13 protein-coding genes and 2 tRNA genes are annotated in these 15,863 nt (G+C 43.9%); 6 read left to right on the top strand and 9 right to left on the bottom strand.

The window, feature by feature from the left end; translation table 11 throughout:
- Nucleotides 1-45: 45 nt before the first annotated feature.
- Nucleotides 46-120 (bottom strand) — tRNA-Gly (locus VFDL14_RS04630).
- Between the two features lie 39 nt (nt 121-159).
- Nucleotides 160-234, bottom strand: a tRNA-Gly gene (locus VFDL14_RS04635).
- A 359-nt stretch (nt 235-593) separates the two neighbouring features.
- Between VFDL14_RS04635 and VFDL14_RS04640 the strand changes: the two genes are divergently transcribed.
- Entirely contained in the window at nt 594-1,757 is a 1,164-nt protein-coding gene (locus VFDL14_RS04640) for a threonine/serine exporter family protein (RefSeq protein ID WP_032552720.1), read from the top strand.
- Between the two features lie 318 nt (nt 1,758-2,075).
- On the top strand, nt 2,076-2,630 hold the full coding sequence (locus VFDL14_RS04645; RefSeq protein WP_032552719.1) for a hypothetical protein: 555 nt from the start codon (nt 2,076-2,078) through the stop codon (nt 2,628-2,630).
- A 60-nt stretch (nt 2,631-2,690) separates the two neighbouring features.
- On the opposite strand, the gene VFDL14_RS04650 is transcribed toward VFDL14_RS04645, so the two are convergent.
- On the bottom strand, nt 2,691-3,296 hold the full coding sequence (locus tag VFDL14_RS04650; RefSeq protein WP_032552718.1) for a LysE family translocator: 606 nt from the start codon (nt 3,294-3,296) through the stop codon (nt 2,691-2,693).
- A gap of 99 nt (nt 3,297-3,395) precedes the next feature.
- On the opposite strand from VFDL14_RS04650, the gene VFDL14_RS04655 reads away from it, so the two are divergent.
- Nucleotides 3,396-4,316 (top strand): LysR family transcriptional regulator, encoded by a 921-nt coding sequence (locus VFDL14_RS04655; RefSeq protein WP_032552717.1) that lies wholly within the window; start codon nt 3,396-3,398, stop codon nt 4,314-4,316.
- Nucleotides 4,317-4,345: 29 nt separating this feature from the next.
- Here VFDL14_RS04655 and VFDL14_RS04660 read toward each other — a convergent pair whose 3' ends face one another.
- Nucleotides 4,346-5,458, bottom strand: a complete 1,113-nt coding sequence (locus tag VFDL14_RS04660; RefSeq protein ID WP_032552716.1) for a helix-turn-helix domain-containing protein — start codon at nt 5,456-5,458, stop codon at nt 4,346-4,348.
- 21 nt (nt 5,459-5,479) lie between these two features.
- Between VFDL14_RS04660 and VFDL14_RS04665 the strand changes: the two genes are divergently transcribed.
- Complete coding sequence (locus VFDL14_RS04665; protein ID WP_032552715.1) at nt 5,480-7,486, top strand: TonB-dependent siderophore receptor; 2,007 nt, start codon at nt 5,480-5,482, stop codon at nt 7,484-7,486.
- A 193-nt stretch (nt 7,487-7,679) separates the two neighbouring features.
- Here VFDL14_RS04665 and VFDL14_RS04670 read toward each other — a convergent pair whose 3' ends face one another.
- From VFDL14_RS04670 to VFDL14_RS04690, 5 genes are all read right to left on the bottom strand, one after another.
- Nucleotides 7,680-8,603: an amino acid ABC transporter permease gene (locus VFDL14_RS04670; RefSeq protein WP_032552955.1), complete on the bottom strand. Its 924-nt coding sequence runs from the start codon at nt 8,601-8,603 to the stop codon at nt 7,680-7,682.
- Between the two features lie 163 nt (nt 8,604-8,766).
- Entirely contained in the window at nt 8,767-9,576 is an 810-nt protein-coding gene (locus VFDL14_RS04675; RefSeq protein WP_032552714.1) for a transporter substrate-binding domain-containing protein, read from the bottom strand.
- A gap of 12 nt (nt 9,577-9,588) precedes the next feature.
- Entirely contained in the window at nt 9,589-10,386 is a 798-nt protein-coding gene (locus VFDL14_RS04680; protein ID WP_032552713.1) for an amino acid ABC transporter permease, read from the bottom strand.
- Nucleotides 10,386-11,102, bottom strand: coding sequence for an amino acid ABC transporter ATP-binding protein (locus VFDL14_RS04685; RefSeq protein WP_152549273.1), 717 nt, complete (start codon nt 11,100-11,102; stop codon nt 10,386-10,388). The genes VFDL14_RS04680 and VFDL14_RS04685 overlap by 1 nt, the downstream gene beginning before the upstream one ends.
- 273 nt (nt 11,103-11,375) lie before the next feature.
- Nucleotides 11,376-12,524: an iron-containing alcohol dehydrogenase gene (locus tag VFDL14_RS04690; RefSeq protein ID WP_032552711.1), complete on the bottom strand. Its 1,149-nt coding sequence runs from the start codon at nt 12,522-12,524 to the stop codon at nt 11,376-11,378.
- 183 nt (nt 12,525-12,707) lie between these two features.
- Between VFDL14_RS04690 and VFDL14_RS04695 the strand changes: the two genes are divergently transcribed.
- Nucleotides 12,708-13,592 carry an AraC family transcriptional regulator gene (locus VFDL14_RS04695; protein ID WP_032552710.1) on the top strand — a complete coding sequence of 295 codons (885 nt, stop codon included), beginning with the start codon at nt 12,708-12,710 and terminating at the stop codon, nt 13,590-13,592.
- 552 nt (nt 13,593-14,144) lie between these two features.
- Nucleotides 14,145-15,761 carry a polysaccharide lyase 6 family protein gene (locus VFDL14_RS04700; protein WP_032552709.1) on the top strand — a complete coding sequence of 539 codons (1,617 nt, stop codon included), beginning with the start codon at nt 14,145-14,147 and terminating at the stop codon, nt 15,759-15,761.
- Nucleotides 15,762-15,863 lie beyond the last annotated feature (102 nt).

Below are 15,863 nucleotides of genomic sequence, written 5' to 3'. Positions count from 1 at the left end.
ATTTCAGTTTGCAATACTAAGATGTTTACATGGACAGGAGAGTATTGGAGCGTGCAGCGGGAATCGAACCCGCATCATCAGCTTGGAAGGCTGAGGTAATAGCCATTATACGATGCACGCTTATCGTCTTATTGAGAAAGACTAAGCAGGTTGAAGAGTTGGAGCGTGCAGCGGGAATCGAACCCGCATCATCAGCTTGGAAGGCTGAGGTAATAGCCATTATACGATGCACGCACATCGTCTTAACGAGATCGATAATGCCACATCTAACTGAAAACGAAACCTTTTTTTCCTGATTTTTATGCTAAGTGGTCGCATAATCACCGTTGCGCTATTTTTTTGTACGTTATGGTCTTATCACCGCGTATTCTGCGTGAGCAAAGTCTCACTTGTGGTTGGAGTTGGTTTGTGAATGATTCAGTTGCCTATATGGCATTGATATGATTGATAACTACAAAGTAGTATGATGTGCGCTATTATTTTTGTACAACGAAAAAAAGTATAAAAATGAGGAACTAATTACTCCAAATTGCTCGTCAAGCAGCCCTACGTTTGTTACATTTGCCGCATATTTTTTCACCTCTATAACGTCCATGCCTTCCCAGTATCGAATTAACAAAATTGTTGAAATCGGCGACACTCTGCATCGCAGTGGCTGTGCTCCATACAAGCTCGAAAAATACACACAGCACTATGCGAAAAAGCACGGTGTGGATGTGATGATCCAAGCGACTCCAACGGCAATTAATTACCAATTCCCTGATGACAATAATGCGGTTATTTTGAAGCGCCTTAAACCTGCTTCAATTAACTTGAGTCTGTTAGCAAACACGATCATTCGTATTAACCAACCAAGCAGCGAGCCCGTTCCTGAGCCTGTAGGTTACTCAAAGTTTGTCACGGCTCTAGCGAATATGGGCATTCCACCGGCGTACTTAATGTTGGTTGGTAGCACTTTGGAAGCGGTTGGTTTTTCTGTTCTGCTGGGACTTATGGTGTGGCTGTGTCAACAAGTTTGTCATGGGCGACGTGCTATTGCAGTAGAGTTCATTGCCGCTTTGATCACAGGTATTTTCGTTGCCTTCCTTGCTAGCACTGGCTTACCAGTTCCTGTATGGGCCTTGTGTATTGCTTCGATTGTTTTGTTTGTGCCCGGATTGTCGATTGCTAACTCTTTAGAGTGTTTGGCATTTAATGATTTGGTTTCGGGCACGAGTTTATTAGGGCAGAGCGCGTTAACCTTGATTAAATTGTTTGTCGGCATTGTCATGGGGCTGAATATTGGTGAGGCGTTATGGGGACAGGCAGCGTCTATCTCATACACCAATGAAGTACCGACCTGGATGCACATATCCGGCCTGGTATTAATCTCAGTATCGATTGGTGTGATGTTTAATGCTCGCCCAACAGATATCTTGCTGGGTCTGCCAGTCGCTGTGTTGGGTATGTGGGGGCCGTTCTACTTGGGCTTTGATAGCGGCTGGGTTGTGGGTACTTGGGTGACTACGGTATTAATCACGCTATACGGTACTTGGATTGCAAAGAAGATGGATCTCACTGGGTCAATCTATATTGTCCAAGGTATTATTATTCTAGTTCCCGGTAGTCGTGTATTGGTAAGTGCTAGCCAATCGGTATTTGAGCAATCTATTTTGCCGATTCCGAGCATTGGTCTGTCAGCGCTATTTATGTTCTCGGCTATTGTCGCGGGGCAGATCACCGCATATTCAATCTACTCTCCAAAAGTAGAAAGATAATCTTCTATGTTAATGGTGCCTGTTTTACTCGGGCACCATTGAACAATTCTTGGCTTTTGTTTTCATTTTTCAACTTCTGACTAATAGCCGTGTTACGACTAACGCTCATTAGCGTTATTTGAACGCCAACCAACTTGTTTTTTCCTCTCATACTTCACTGTGACATACAGTGTGCTTTTCCGCTCTCCTCCCAACTGAAGATGCTTATAACTAGATCAAATTTGTAAAGTGGGTCTTAAGTTATTAAATTTATTCATTTATTGTTTGAATTCTGATAATGTTCGCGGATTATTAAACACAGATACATACAGGCTTAATATGAAACGAATGATGGCGGTGGCTCTAGTAGCTACTTTAGCAGGATGTCAGGTGACATTACCTAATACGTCTACGGAAACACTATCTGAACCTCATGGTAAGGGCGCATTAGCAATCGCGACGGCAATTAGTAAACAGCAAGTTCGATACCCTTGTGAGACCTTCTCGTTTGATTTATACGAAAAGGTAGATGGTGAGATATCTGATTCAGAACCACAAACGCTACGATTTTTTGTGTACGAAGATTCAAATTACGCATTATTCGATGGCATTGCGCCAGGCGAATATGTTTTAAAAGAAGCACGTTGCAATATACGTCGCGGATTTGTGGTTGATGGCAAGTCGTTTTTGACTGTAGAGATGAACTCTGAGCACATAATTAAGCCTAACACTGTGACAATCTCACCGAACTTTATTTATGCAACTCAAGATAAAAACGGCTATTTTAGTATCCAAATTTCTGAATTTGAACCTAAACATGCAGCTCAATTTCAGAAATTTTTAGGTGACGAAATTAAAAACGACAGTTGGTCTCTAGGTTACTTTAAGGGCTAATAAAGCTGATAATGACTATGGCTATCACGGTTAGCCATAGTCATCATTGAGCTACGCGCGTTACGACTTCAACGCTAGCGCCGACCCAAACAACACCAAACCAGCACCACATACCTGATTTAAGCGTTGTTTGAAGCGATTTAACCAACCTCGCAACAACGGTGATGTAAAGAGAATCGCTACTAGCGCAAACCATGCCATATGCAGTGCCATCATATAGATACCGTAAGCCAGTGCGAATGCATTGTCGGCTGAATTATTGGTGATCAACTGACTAAAAATACTTAAGAAAAACAGCATTGTCTTTGGGTTAAGAACGTTGCAGAAGAAACCTTGTGCAAAGTAGCGCTGTCCCTTTTCTTGAGTTACCTCCGCTTTATTTGATACTTGCTCTTTTGACAAGATACCTTTCAATCCTAGATAGACTAAATATCCCGCGCCTAAATATCGAATAGTCTGAAAAGTTAATTCATTTTGTGAGATTAAGTAACTTACCCCAAACATTGAATAACTGATGTGGACGCCAATTGCGAGGCTAATTCCCACCGCAGTTAGAATACCAGCCCTGCGTCCGAAGTTGATGCTGTTCTTTAATACCAGAACAAAGTCGGCCCCCGGACTGATAACGATTAAAATACCTAAGATGGCTAAACTGATGAATTCCATATTATATGACTCTGATGTGAAACGAGCCGCTATTGTATGGACCATCGTGCAGAACTATAATCGAAAAGAATTCTGATGATATGTGAGTAAAATTCACCAATGAGGCATCTAAAAGCTTTTCAAGTATTTAACGTCGCTGCCAGTGTCGAGAGTTACAGTGAGGCCGCTAAACAGCTCAATATTACTCATGGTGCTGTGAGCAAACAGATTCGAGTATTGGAAGAACATTTAGCCTGTTCGCTGTTTTACAAACAAGGACGTGGGGTTCGTTTAACCTCGGAGGGGGAGTTGCTTAAGGGCTATACTGAACAAGCATTTTCGGCACTTCAGGCAGGTGTTAACGTGTTGAGCATGCAAAATAACAATGTTCTCGAAGTATCCTGTGAGCCAACATTGACCATGCGTTGGTTAATGCCGAGAATATCTGAATTCTTTGCTAAGTTTGGTATCGATGTGCGTTTATCGACAGCTGGTGGTCCTGTTAGGTTAGGCGCTTCGGGGCTTTCGCTAGCCATTCGCCGTGATGACTTTGAAGCAGGAACAGACTACCAAAAACTGTTTTTAGTGGAAGAGTGGGTTGGGCCAGTTTTCTCTTCACAATATTGGGAAGAGATCTCTCGCAAAAATACTGATGTGACATGTTTACACAGCGAGACTCGGCCCGAGGCTTGGAAAAACTGGTTGTCCCATTTTGACATCGCTAATTCAGCTCAAAAACAACCAGAGCGTAATCAATGCTTGAACCAATTTAAGAGTGCACTGAATACATCACCCAAGAACCACACCATGGGTCACTTCTATTTCTGCTTACAAGCGGCGGTCGATGGGTTAGGGGGCGCGATTGGTTCTTACCCTCTAATACAGGACGATTTGACTCGAGGTAATTTGATAGCGCCGTTCGGCTTTGTAAAATCTGGTTTTAACTATGTATTACTCGCTGAACAAGATCAACTATCTTATAACGAAGAGCAGTTTAGCGATTGGCTTAAAGCGGAACTCGCAAAGTCGGTACCTCAATAGCTCAAGCTGTTAGTGATTTGAGCTGGAGTCTACGACGCCCTTACAGCAATATCATGAGGTGGCATTCCAAAAGTTTTCTTGAAGGCGTTGGTAAAGTTAGAGGGATGTTGGTAGCCCGCTTCGTAAGCGGCTTCAGTAATGGATACTAAGCCTCTCTCCAAATGTTGTCGCGCGATTTCAAGGCGTCTGAAACGAATGTATCCGTTGATCGTCATGTTATAAGACTGCTTGAATCGTCTTTGAATATTAGAAACACTCATCGAGAACTGCTTGGCTAGAGTTTCTAAGCTGAGCTCTTGATCCAAATGAATTTCAATATAGCTGATCATCGCCTCAATACGTTCATCGTTACTTTTGTTTTGTATTGCACTCGAACTTTTGGCCAGGCCTAGTTTCTTAGGACTACTTTGACAAATTTGGCAACAGGCTAGGGGAAGTTGTGAAAGTGAGCTCGCTAACAACTGTTGTGTTAAGGCTTCTATATACAGCTTTTGGTGGAAATCATCCGGAGTAGAACTTGTTGTTAGTTTTTGGGCAAGCTCTAAGATTTGGTCGGTGATTTCTAGATGGTAGTTAGCGGTATGCGATTTAATAAAGCTGCGACTGGTGCAATCTTCGTTCATACGTGCTTCGAGCCATTGCGGCTTTACTAAGATATTGATTTTATTTAAGTGGTTGTGGGCGACCATCGCACGACGAAAATTCGCAGGCTTAGCGAGATTGACGACAACACCTTGTGGCTTTTCTGATGCATCAAGGTTGAACTCAAGATCATCATAACCAAATGATAATTTACCCTCTAAGAGTATAGTGACCAGCACCGCGGCATGCGCGGTTGAGACAATCTTGGTATCGACGAGCTCGACACAGCGTCCTCCATGAACAAAAATCTGGTCATTGTACTGATAAGAGAGAAAGGTGCCTTCTGCAAGCGAAGTCTGTTTAGGTTGGCCTTGTGTGACAATAATCTGCTTTTCTGTCTGCTCTAGCTTTTTTGTTAAAGTGACTTTGCCAATTCTAGCTCGTTTTGATGCTACTTCACCCATTTGACCTTTCCTCATAACACCTATGCGATTTTGCATAAGTGAATCGCCTGTCCATTTATAAACTCGACCCATATTATACATGAGAATTATTATCATTTATATCTAGGAACAGAATTTATGGAAAGCCCAATCCATTTGACCATTAAGCGCTCAACATTATGCCTCGCAATTGGCGCGGCTATCGCTAGCCCAGCCTTTGCCGACGATACAACATCAAACTTTGAAGAAGTGGTTGTGTGGGGTACTAAGGTATCGAGTAACTCTGAGTCTGTGGTGTCTGAGGACATGTCACTCAAACAGGCGGACCATATGTCTGATCTACTGCGCGATATTCCTGGTGTTGATGTCGGGGGAACGCACTCTGTTAACCAACGTATCACTATTCGTGGCTTAAGCGAAACGGATCTCGATATTCGTTTAGATGGCGCGTCTCAACATGCGAACATGTTCCACCACATCGGTAACCTGACTTTGAACCCAGATATTCTAAAGTCTGCTGACATTCAGGTGGGTAACAACTCAGTGACTCAAAATGGTTTAGGTGGTGCGGTTTATTTTGAAACGAAAGATGCGAAAGACTTACTGCGTTACGATGAAACCTTCGGTGCTCGCGTCTATGGTGGTTATGCGACGAATGACAGCCAACAAGGCTCGTTAACGGTTTATGGCACACCGACTGATACTATTGATCTAATGGTGTACGGCAACTTTGTAACTCGTGATGATTTTGAAGATGGAGATGGTAATAAGACCTTCGGTGCGTCAGGTGATGTTTATAACATTCTAGGTAAAATTGGCTACGAGCCGAGTGACCTGCATCGTTTTGAATTAGCTTATGATCTTTACAGAGATAGTGGCGACTATAGCCCACGTCCTGATATGTCTGGTGGTGCGAATGAAGGTTTGTCGAGTGATAAGCTTATTCCAACGGATTATGATCGTGACACGGTCACGTTAAGTTATGAGATGCGCGGTGATACTCATCAAGCTGACGTAACACTGTATAACACCATGACTGAGATTATTCGTGATGAATCTGTTATGGCTCCAGCATGGCCGGGTAATCGTCAATCAAAAAACAAGGCGAAAAACCAAAACCTTGGCCTGACTGCAAAAATTCAATCTGACTTCAGTATCGCAAGCTTTGACAATACTGCGACCTATGGTTTTGATTACATGGATAAGACATCAAGTTCGTACTACGGAAGCCGTAAGTTCATGGATGAATCTGCAATTTCAACGGCCTTGTTTGCGGAAGACCAATTCTATTTTACAGACAATTTCTCTGTGACAGCGGGTCTACGTTTTGATGACTATAAACGCAAAGCTGAAACCGGTACTGACAATTTTGATGATGTCACATGGGCTTTGGCTACCGAGTGGGGTGTAACACAAGATTGGACTCTGTTCGCCAGTGCACGCTCGCTATTTAAAGGCCCAGAGCTGCTAGAAAGTTTTATCGCTTATCAAGATGTGGCGTATTTAGCTGATGACATCAAAGCTGAAACAGGTCTAAACACGCAGGGTGGAGTTCGATTCAACAAATACATTGAAGATCATTTCCTAGGCGCAAATGTAACGGTCTTCCAAACTGACATTGATGATTACATTGTTGAAGCGTACCAAGGTGCTACATCATCTTATTTAATCTATAACTTGGGTGATGTTGAAATCAAAGGTTTCGAAGCGAGCGTAACTTACGGCTACGATATGTTTAACAGTAAGCTGTCTTACTCGCGTTCAGACACCAAAAACAAAGAGACGGGTGGCTATGTACCGGGTGGTAACGGCAGAAGCATTGATATGGGTGACAGCATAGCGCTGACGTTGGATTATCAAGCGGACTCTCTAGAGACAATCTTTGGTTGGACGTCGATCCTTGTTAAGGATGAAACAAATGTAGCTGATGGTGCGCCAATCAAAGAAGGTTACGATGTTCACAACCTTTATGCTCAATGGGTGCCAAATAGTGTTGAGGGTTTATCGGTTACGTTCGGTATAGATAATGTATTCGATGAGTTGTACACCTCTCATGCGTCACGTTCAGGTACAGCTCGTGGTTTTGTATTAGACGATTACGAACCAGGTCGTAACTACAAACTGTCTGCAGCATACCAGTTCTAACGGCGTAGGGTTTTGAAACAGCGCGACCATAATGAGTCGCGCATACTCAGAAGAATACATGCAAGCAGGTTAACGTTCACTCAATATGATTTATCTCCATAGGTATCACTATTGAGTTGGCTTGGGCGCTAAACGAACGTTAATTTTATTGTGGCAAAATGGCCTCGGGCAATCAGCTTGAGGCCATTTTTTTCTAGCGATTGAGATAGGCGCGAGAGCGTATTTCAATCCACTTAAACAGGCGAGATAGGGCGAAGCACAAGGCGAAGTAAACTGCGCCAACAATCAGCCATATCTCAAAGATAAGCCCCGATGAATTAGCCATCTCTGTGCCTACAAATGTCATCTCTTGAATAGAAATCAACGAGACAATAGAGGTGTCTTTGACTAGAGATATAGCCTGCCCTGCCAAAGGCGGGGTAATTGCTGTGAGTACTTGTGGACCAATCACGAAACGGTATTTAGAAAAGCTTGATAACCCTAATGAATCCGCTGCTTCCCATTGTCCTTTCGGGACACTCTCTAATCCAGCACGAATCACCTCTGCAATATAGGCAGAAGAGAGCAAGCCAATACAGATAACGCCAGAGGCTAGATTTTCCCATAGGTTAGAAGGGCCAAATAGGAAACTCTGCAGACCGTTAACATCTCCGTTATGTTCGCGCAAGAGACTCTCAAGCCCGAGTAAAGGGATGAGCTGATTAGAAATAAAAAAGTAGAAGATGAACACAAACACCAAGGGTGGAATATTACGAACCAGTTGAATGAACAACAATGCAGGCGTTCGAAACACGGCTATGGATGAATGACGTGCAACGCCGAGAACAAAACCCACAGAGAGTGCTAATACCATACTCCATAGACTCAAGCGCAATGTCGCGATTAAACCCTGAAAGAAATACGGAATGCTTCCTTCAGAAGGTGGAATAAAGATGAGATTAAACGCATCTTCCCAGCGCCAGTGATAATTGATCCCAACCGAAGAACGATAATATAGCCAACCAGAAAAAAGGCCGGCAAGGAGAAGTAGCACGCCATCGAGAAGAGTAAGGCGTTGGTACCAAGCTTTGCTTTGGGGGCTAGGTTTGGTTGCTATGAGAGGGCTTGTATCCGTCACTGATAACCTATGTGTAGATTCATACATAATAATTTTCGTTTCAAAGTAGGCTCATAGAACCCACTTTGAAACTCAATTATAAAGCGGCCAGCCAATTCAGCGGCCGCTGTGTTTGTCTTTTTAGAGCTTAGAGCTTAGAGCTTACTCAGAGCGCTGATTCTGATTACTGACCTTGAGCAATCTGATCTTGCCAGTCTAGAGTCGAGAACCAGTACTCGTAACGCTCTTGTAGCCAGCCATCTTCAGTACGTGCTTGAATCCATTTGTTGAAGAACTCTGCTTTATCGGTTTCACCTAGGCGTACCGCAAAAGCTTCGTTACCTTTTGATAAGCGCTCTGTGAACGGAATGAACAGAGTATCAGAGTTTTTAATGCTCTCGTGCTCAGGTTTAGGGCTCGAAGCAATCACAGCGTGCGCGTTACCGTTAAGCACCTCTTGGAATGCTTGAGCATCGTCATCAAACTGTAGAACTTTTGCTTTCGGGAAGGTCTCGCGAGCGACTTGAACGGTGAATGCGCCGCGGCGAGCAGCTATTTTCACGCGACGAGAGTCGAAGTCAGAGATTTCAGTGAAACCTTTCGCCAGTTCTTTGTTCGCTGCAAGCTGAACGCCAGAGTGAGAATAAGGTTCAGTGAAAAGAACACTCTTAGCACGAGCTTCAGTGATCGACATACCACCGATAATCACATCAAATTTCTTAGAAAGCAGAGAAGGAATAATGCCGTCCCAAGCTGTTGGAACAAACTCTACTTTCCAGCCTGAATCTTCTGCTAGGCGTTTCGCAACATCAATCTCAAAACCAACAAGGTCGCCTTGCTTGTTACGCATTGCCCAAGGAACAAAGGTAGACATACCAACACGAAGCGAACCACGTTCGTTAATCTTGTCTAGGTTAGGTGTTTCGGAGGCCAAAGTCGGTAAGCTGACGGCTAACGCTAAAAGCGCAGTGATGGCAGATTTAAATAGCTTCATGCTGATATTTCCTTATTGTGTGCGCCAATTAGCGCCGAGCTTGTGCTCGAGCCAGGCAGCGATGGCAGAAAGTGAAAGAGTTAATGCAAGATAAATAAGTGCCACAGAGAACCAAATCTCAAACGGCATTGCGGTTTCAGAGACGATGTTACGCGCCTCTGTTGTGAGATCGAAAATGGCCATCACACTTACGATAGAAGAGTTCTTGATTAAAGAAATCACCTCGTTGGTTAGTGGTGGTAAGGTTCTTTGTATGACTTGAGGTAGCACAATATCCCAGAAGGTAAACGTTCTTGAGAGCCCCAATGATTGTGCTGCTTCAAATTGGCCTTTGGCGATACTGTTCAGGCCCGCACGGAAGATTTCTGCGGTATAAGCGCCCTGAAACAAAGCGAGTGCAAGTACTGCTGTACTAAAACGCTCTAAACCAAGTACCGGTCCAAAGACAAAGTAGAGTAGATAAATCTGCACTAGCAGTGGTGTGTTACGGATAAGTTCTACATAGCTACTCGCGATGGTACGGCCAACGATGGAATTTGAGTTACGCAGTAGTGCTGTCGTTAAACCAATCAATAGCGTCGCGACTAAAGCGAGTAAAGATATCTTAATGGTGACGAATAGCCCTTCAATGAGCTCGGCAGGCCACCATTCACCATCTTCGTAGAATGCTATGTAGTCAGGCACACGGTCCCATTGCCAACGATAGCCCATGGCTTGTGCGCCGGAGTCTAGAATCCAGCTTACCGCAGCAACGAGCACAACGATTTGCAACAAGGCTGAAAGGGTTGGCTTTAAAATTCGGATGATCATCAATAACTCAGTATTTGATTCAAGAAGGCTTGAGTTCGTTGATGTTTTGGGTTTTCAAAAAGCTCAATCGGCGTGTTGGATTCCACAATTTCACCCTGATCCATAAAGATGACTCTATCAGCCACTTTCTTAGCAAAACCCATCTCATGAGTCACACACACCATAGTGATGCCTTCTTCAGCAAGTTCAACCATTACATCAAGCACCTCGTTGATCATCTCAGGGTCGAGCGCTGATGTCGGTTCATCAAACAGAAGTAAGTCGGGTTTCATGCACAGCGAACGAGCAATTGCTACTCGTTGCTGTTGACCGCCTGAAAGCTGAACAGGGTATTTGTGTGCTTGCTCAGCAATGTGTACGCGTTCCAAGTAGTGCATAGCCAAGGCTTCTGCATCGATTTTACTCATTTTGAGTGTGCGGATTGGCGACAAGGTGAGGTTTTCGAGCACTGTGAGATGTGGAAACAGATGAAAGTGTTGGAAAACCATGCCCACTTGGCCTGGAGTGTTGAATTTACAAGGCAGAGTTTGATTAACGACACTGAGCTCACCAGAGTCAAAAGGCTCTAATTGGTTAATGCAGCGAATCAAAGTGGATTTACCCGAGCCAGAAGGGCCGCAAACCACCACGATTTCACCCTGTTGGATACTCAAATCAATGTCTTTCAGGGCATGATAATCACCATACCACTTGTTAAGTGACGTAAACTTAACCATCTTAGAAGTTGCGTTCAAATTGCAGTACATCTGTAGTTACGGAATGAATTACCTTAACAATATAGAAATATGATTGCACATAAAATTAAGAGCTTATGAGAATTTCGTTATATCGTTTGGACAAATAAAAAGCAGCGCCCAAATTGGGAGCTGCTTTTGTATTTACGTAAGAACTCTGCGTTTGGTTCAATTTGATTGAAAAAACGTTGTAGTGCCTTGTATCAACAAACTCGGTTTTATGAATCAACCAATCGCGAGCGCAAAAATAACAGACTACGCAATCGCTGATTCTAGGATTTCACGCGTTCTCTCAGGAGTAATCGCTTGGTTTTCACCTAGTTTTACATAACCGTGAGACTCTAGTTGAGCGATAACGTTATCAATTGCGTTTTCTTTGCTTGCTTCATAGCCGTCGAACTGAGTTGCGACGTCTAAGCTGTGGTAGAAGGCTTCGATTGCATCAATGGTACGCTCTGCTAGATCTGCGCCAGATTCAAGGCCAAACACGTTGCGACCCATTTGTTCTAGCTTGCCACGTTTCACTTCGATTTGGTTACGTAGAAGTGAAGGCTGAACAATCGCCAATGAGCGTGCGTGGTCTACATGCCAAAGCGCTGTGAACTCGTGGCCAATCATGTGTGTTGCCCAGTCTTGAGGAACGCCAGTACCGATCAGACCGTTCAACGCTTGGTTTGCCGTCCACATTAGGTTTGCACGCCATGAGTCGTTATCGCGCTCATCGTATTGCTTACCAAGAACAAGCAGATTCTTTAGAAGTGTTTCGGCATAGCCGTCTTGAACCATCGCCTCTGTTGGCATAGTGATGTATTGCTCACATACGTGTACCCATGCATCCACTAACCCGTTGATAAGTTGGCGTTCTGGAAGAGACTTCATTACATCTGGGTCCATAACTGCAAACTTAGGCTGAACAGCAGGGTTCATGAATGCCAGCTTCTCTTGAGTCTCTTTACGAGTGATTACCGCACCCATGTTCGATTCAGAGCCCGTCGCAGGCAGTGTCAGTACTGCACCGATTGGCGTCGCTTCTGTTACTTGGTGTTTGCCTGCTAGGATATCCCAACCGTCACCATCATATTTTGCTGCTGCAGCAACGTATTTCGAACCATCGATTACTGAGCCACCACCGACAGCGATAATGAATTCAACGTTTTGCTCTTTAACGATAGCCACCGCTTTGTCTAGCGTTTCTTTGGTTGGGTTGGCTTCAACGCCAGAAAACTCGATCCAAGAGTGATTTTTCAGGGATTCTACAACTTGGTCGTAAACACCGTTCTTCTTAATTGAACCGCCACCGTAGATGACCAATACTTTCTTAGCGGTATCCACTGCTTGGCTGATAGCGTTGATTTGGCCTTTACCAAAATGAATCACGGTTGGGTTAACGTATGTAAATTGCATCATTGTATCCTTGTGTAAAGCGGAACTTGTTATTCTGATTGATTGCTCAATTTCTATATTTGCATATTAGTACAGTAATTTTGGGTCATGAAGAGCTGATCCTCCAAATAAATTGCCTATTTCTACAATCTTGTTATTCTCTAATGGCTTTCGACTCTCAATCAGCACGGAAAATGACCGCCAATGAAGACACTCGCACAGTTACTACAATCCTACGTTGAACATAAAGGTTGGGATGATCTAGAAGGGATCCGAGAAACCGGTATTGACGGTGTCTGGCTGTACAGAAGCAGTCGTGGTAACCATCGTCAGCCGTTTACCTATCAGTCTGGCATCATCATGCTCGGTCAAGGTAAGAAGAATATTTATATTGGTGACAGGCCAGTCACTTATGCAGCAGGCGATTATCTGGTTGTTGGTGTACCTATGCCATTGGAGTGCGAAGCATTGCCTGTCGATGATGAACCTTTGTTAGGTTTATCAATTAATATCGATTCCCAACGATTGCATAGCTTAGTGAAAAAGCTAGAAGACCAAGGCTTTTTGGAAAGCTATTGCAATAAGCACAAACAGAACGCAAGTGGCTTAGAGTCAACACCGATGGAAGAGGCGATGTTAGAGAGCTTTAAGCGATTGGTGAAAATGCTGCATTGCGACATAGAAGCCAACATTCTTGGAGATTCCATTGTTACCGAGATTGTTTACCGCGCGCTCACTGGCTCAGAAGGGCGTGTTCTGTTTGATCTTGCCCATCACGATGGACATTACGCGCGCGTAGCAAAAGCCTTATCAAAGGTGCATGAAGAATACGACCAAACCATTACGGTTCAATCACTGGCTGAAGAAGCAAACATGAGCGTGTCTGCTTTCCATAGCGCTTTTCGTAGTGTTACTTTTGAGTCGCCTCTTCAATACCTAAAGAAAGTGCGACTCAACAAAGCCAAAGAGTTGATTCAACTTGAAGGGTTGCGAATCAGTGATGCCGCGCGTCGAGTAGGCTATTCAAGTCCATCTCAATTCAGCCGTGAGTTCAAACGTCATTTCAATACAACACCAAGAGCGGTGTAAATCGTCGCATAATTCCATTTTCCATTGCGCTTGCTTCCATCTCATGAAGCTCGGCTGGATAGTGAATGCCTGCTGTGACAAGGCACCCACATTTGTAGTACAAAATTATCAGGAAAAGGGATTTCTTCAGATAGCATTGAGGCAGTTTGTTTACCGGCTTGTCTTTACTACTTCCTCTCAATTTATGAGTGAGTAATGAACTTTGGTTTGATTGCTTTCTGATCTGACTTTTCACTACTCCAACTTCTCTCAAGTATTGGTATAACTTAGTCTAAATGTAAGGAAGTGTTTATCGATGAGCGTAATTATTGAGATTTTGCATATCAAATCATCCATTCAGTTAGCCGGTTTCTGTTGCCAATAAATCAACTCTAAAACTGCAAGATCATCGTCACGCATTTAAGTTATTGTAGTACAAATTGCCCCGTCATCTATCTATATTGTTCTTAAAAAGAAGCAGCAATAAATAGCCATAAAAGCAGTGTAAATAGAACAACCACCCATTTAGGTGGCGGTTAATTTGATAATCCATTATTTAATGTGAGAAGTAAGATGAAGAAAAAACTAATTTCGGTAAGCATTGTTAGCGCGTTTACCTTGGCTTTCGCTACGGGTTGTACAACGCAAGACAATTCAGCACCAGAGGTTACAGCGGTTGAGCAAGCGACTCCTGCAATTAATGACATCGATCGCAGCTACCTTTTGAGCAGCGACCGTTTAACTATGGTTGATGGCGACACGTTAGCGGTTGCTTCTGAAGAGCAAGTCGCTGCCCTTAAAGCGCAATTTGAAAACCTACAAGATGGCGACGAAGTGGTTATCCCTAACGGCAAATACGCCAACTTGGGTCAAGTGACGATCACAGCAAATGACATCACTATTAGATCGGAGCAAGCGGGTTCGGCGTGGCTGACAGGTTTGATTCAATTCGAGTTAAAGGGTGACGACATTACACTCGATGGCTTAGTGTTTACCGAAGGTGGTCCAAACGAGCGCTTCGGTGCAGTTCGTATGATGGGTAACGGTAATACGCTTCAAAACTCGACTTTCTACTACTTCAACCACGACTACACTTACGAACCTGATGAACGCCGCTCTGAGTACCCTAAGTACTTATGGGTTTCACTGTGGGGCAAAGACGGCAAAGTGATCAACAACCGTTTCGAAGGTAAGCAAAAGCGCGGTACCTTGATCGGTGTCCAAAAAGACGATACGTCAGATAACCACTTGATCGCGAGCAACATCTTTATGGATCAAAAGCCAAATCAGTTTAATGAGTTCGACATCAAAGAAGCGATTCGCTACAACGGCAACAGCTGGGAAGCGATCCGTATTGGTGATTCTAAATCTTCACAGTGGGATTCAAGCTCGAAATTTGTCGATAACCTGATGATCGATATGGATGGTGAGCGTGAGCTTATCTCGATCAAATCGGGTGATAACACAATTGCTGGCAATACTATCTTCCAAAGCGCAGCGCTGATTTCATTGCGCCACGGCAAAGGCAATACGGTTGAGAACAACATGATTTTGGGTAACGAGAAGCGCCTAACGGGCGGTGTTCGTATCTACGATGAAGATCATGTGATTCGTAACAACTACATTACCAACACGCGTGGCCGTGATGGTGTGATTGAAGGAAACGCAGATTTGCGAGGTGGTATCGTGATTAACACGGGTATCATTGATGTTGCGAACGGTGAACAACTTGATCAATCGGTGAAGGGCAAAGAGCTTAACAAGCAGTGGACTCCAAAAAATATCACAATTGAAAACAACTCTCTGGTCGACACTGAGTGGGGTATTGTTTATGGCAACCAAAGTCACCGTGTGAGCCTATTTAACAACGCAGAAGTCGAAGGCATCTATGCTGGTGTTGATATCGCATTCAATAACAACGTGGTAGATAACTCGAAAACGCCTGAGTTTGTGAGTGTTCGAGCAACCCAAGACTTCCCACTAATCGGCGCAACATACAGCGATGAAACCTATGTCGGCCAAGTCACTGAATCTGAACTGGTAGGAAGCTACTCGGTTGAGCTACCACAAGCAACGATTGAGAACGGTATTAATTCTTACCAAGGTGAAGGCGCGGATGTGTCTAAGCTTGCGATTGTGACAGCAGAAACAGCAGGTCCGGACTATGTTCTTGAGAACACGACTAAGTAACCTTTCTTTTGAAGGCGTGAACGTTTAATTAACGTAGCGTTAGTTGCCCCAAGACTAAAAACTTAAAAAGCCTCAGCAAGGTCAACTTGTTGAGGCTTTCTC

Origin of the sequence: Vibrio fortis, from assembly GCF_000695685.1 — a bacterium.
Classification (GTDB): Bacteria; Pseudomonadota; Gammaproteobacteria; order Enterobacterales; family Vibrionaceae; genus Vibrio; species Vibrio fortis_A.
Note: the sequence above shows the minus strand (reverse complement) of the source record. Positions and strands in the feature narration are given on the sequence as shown.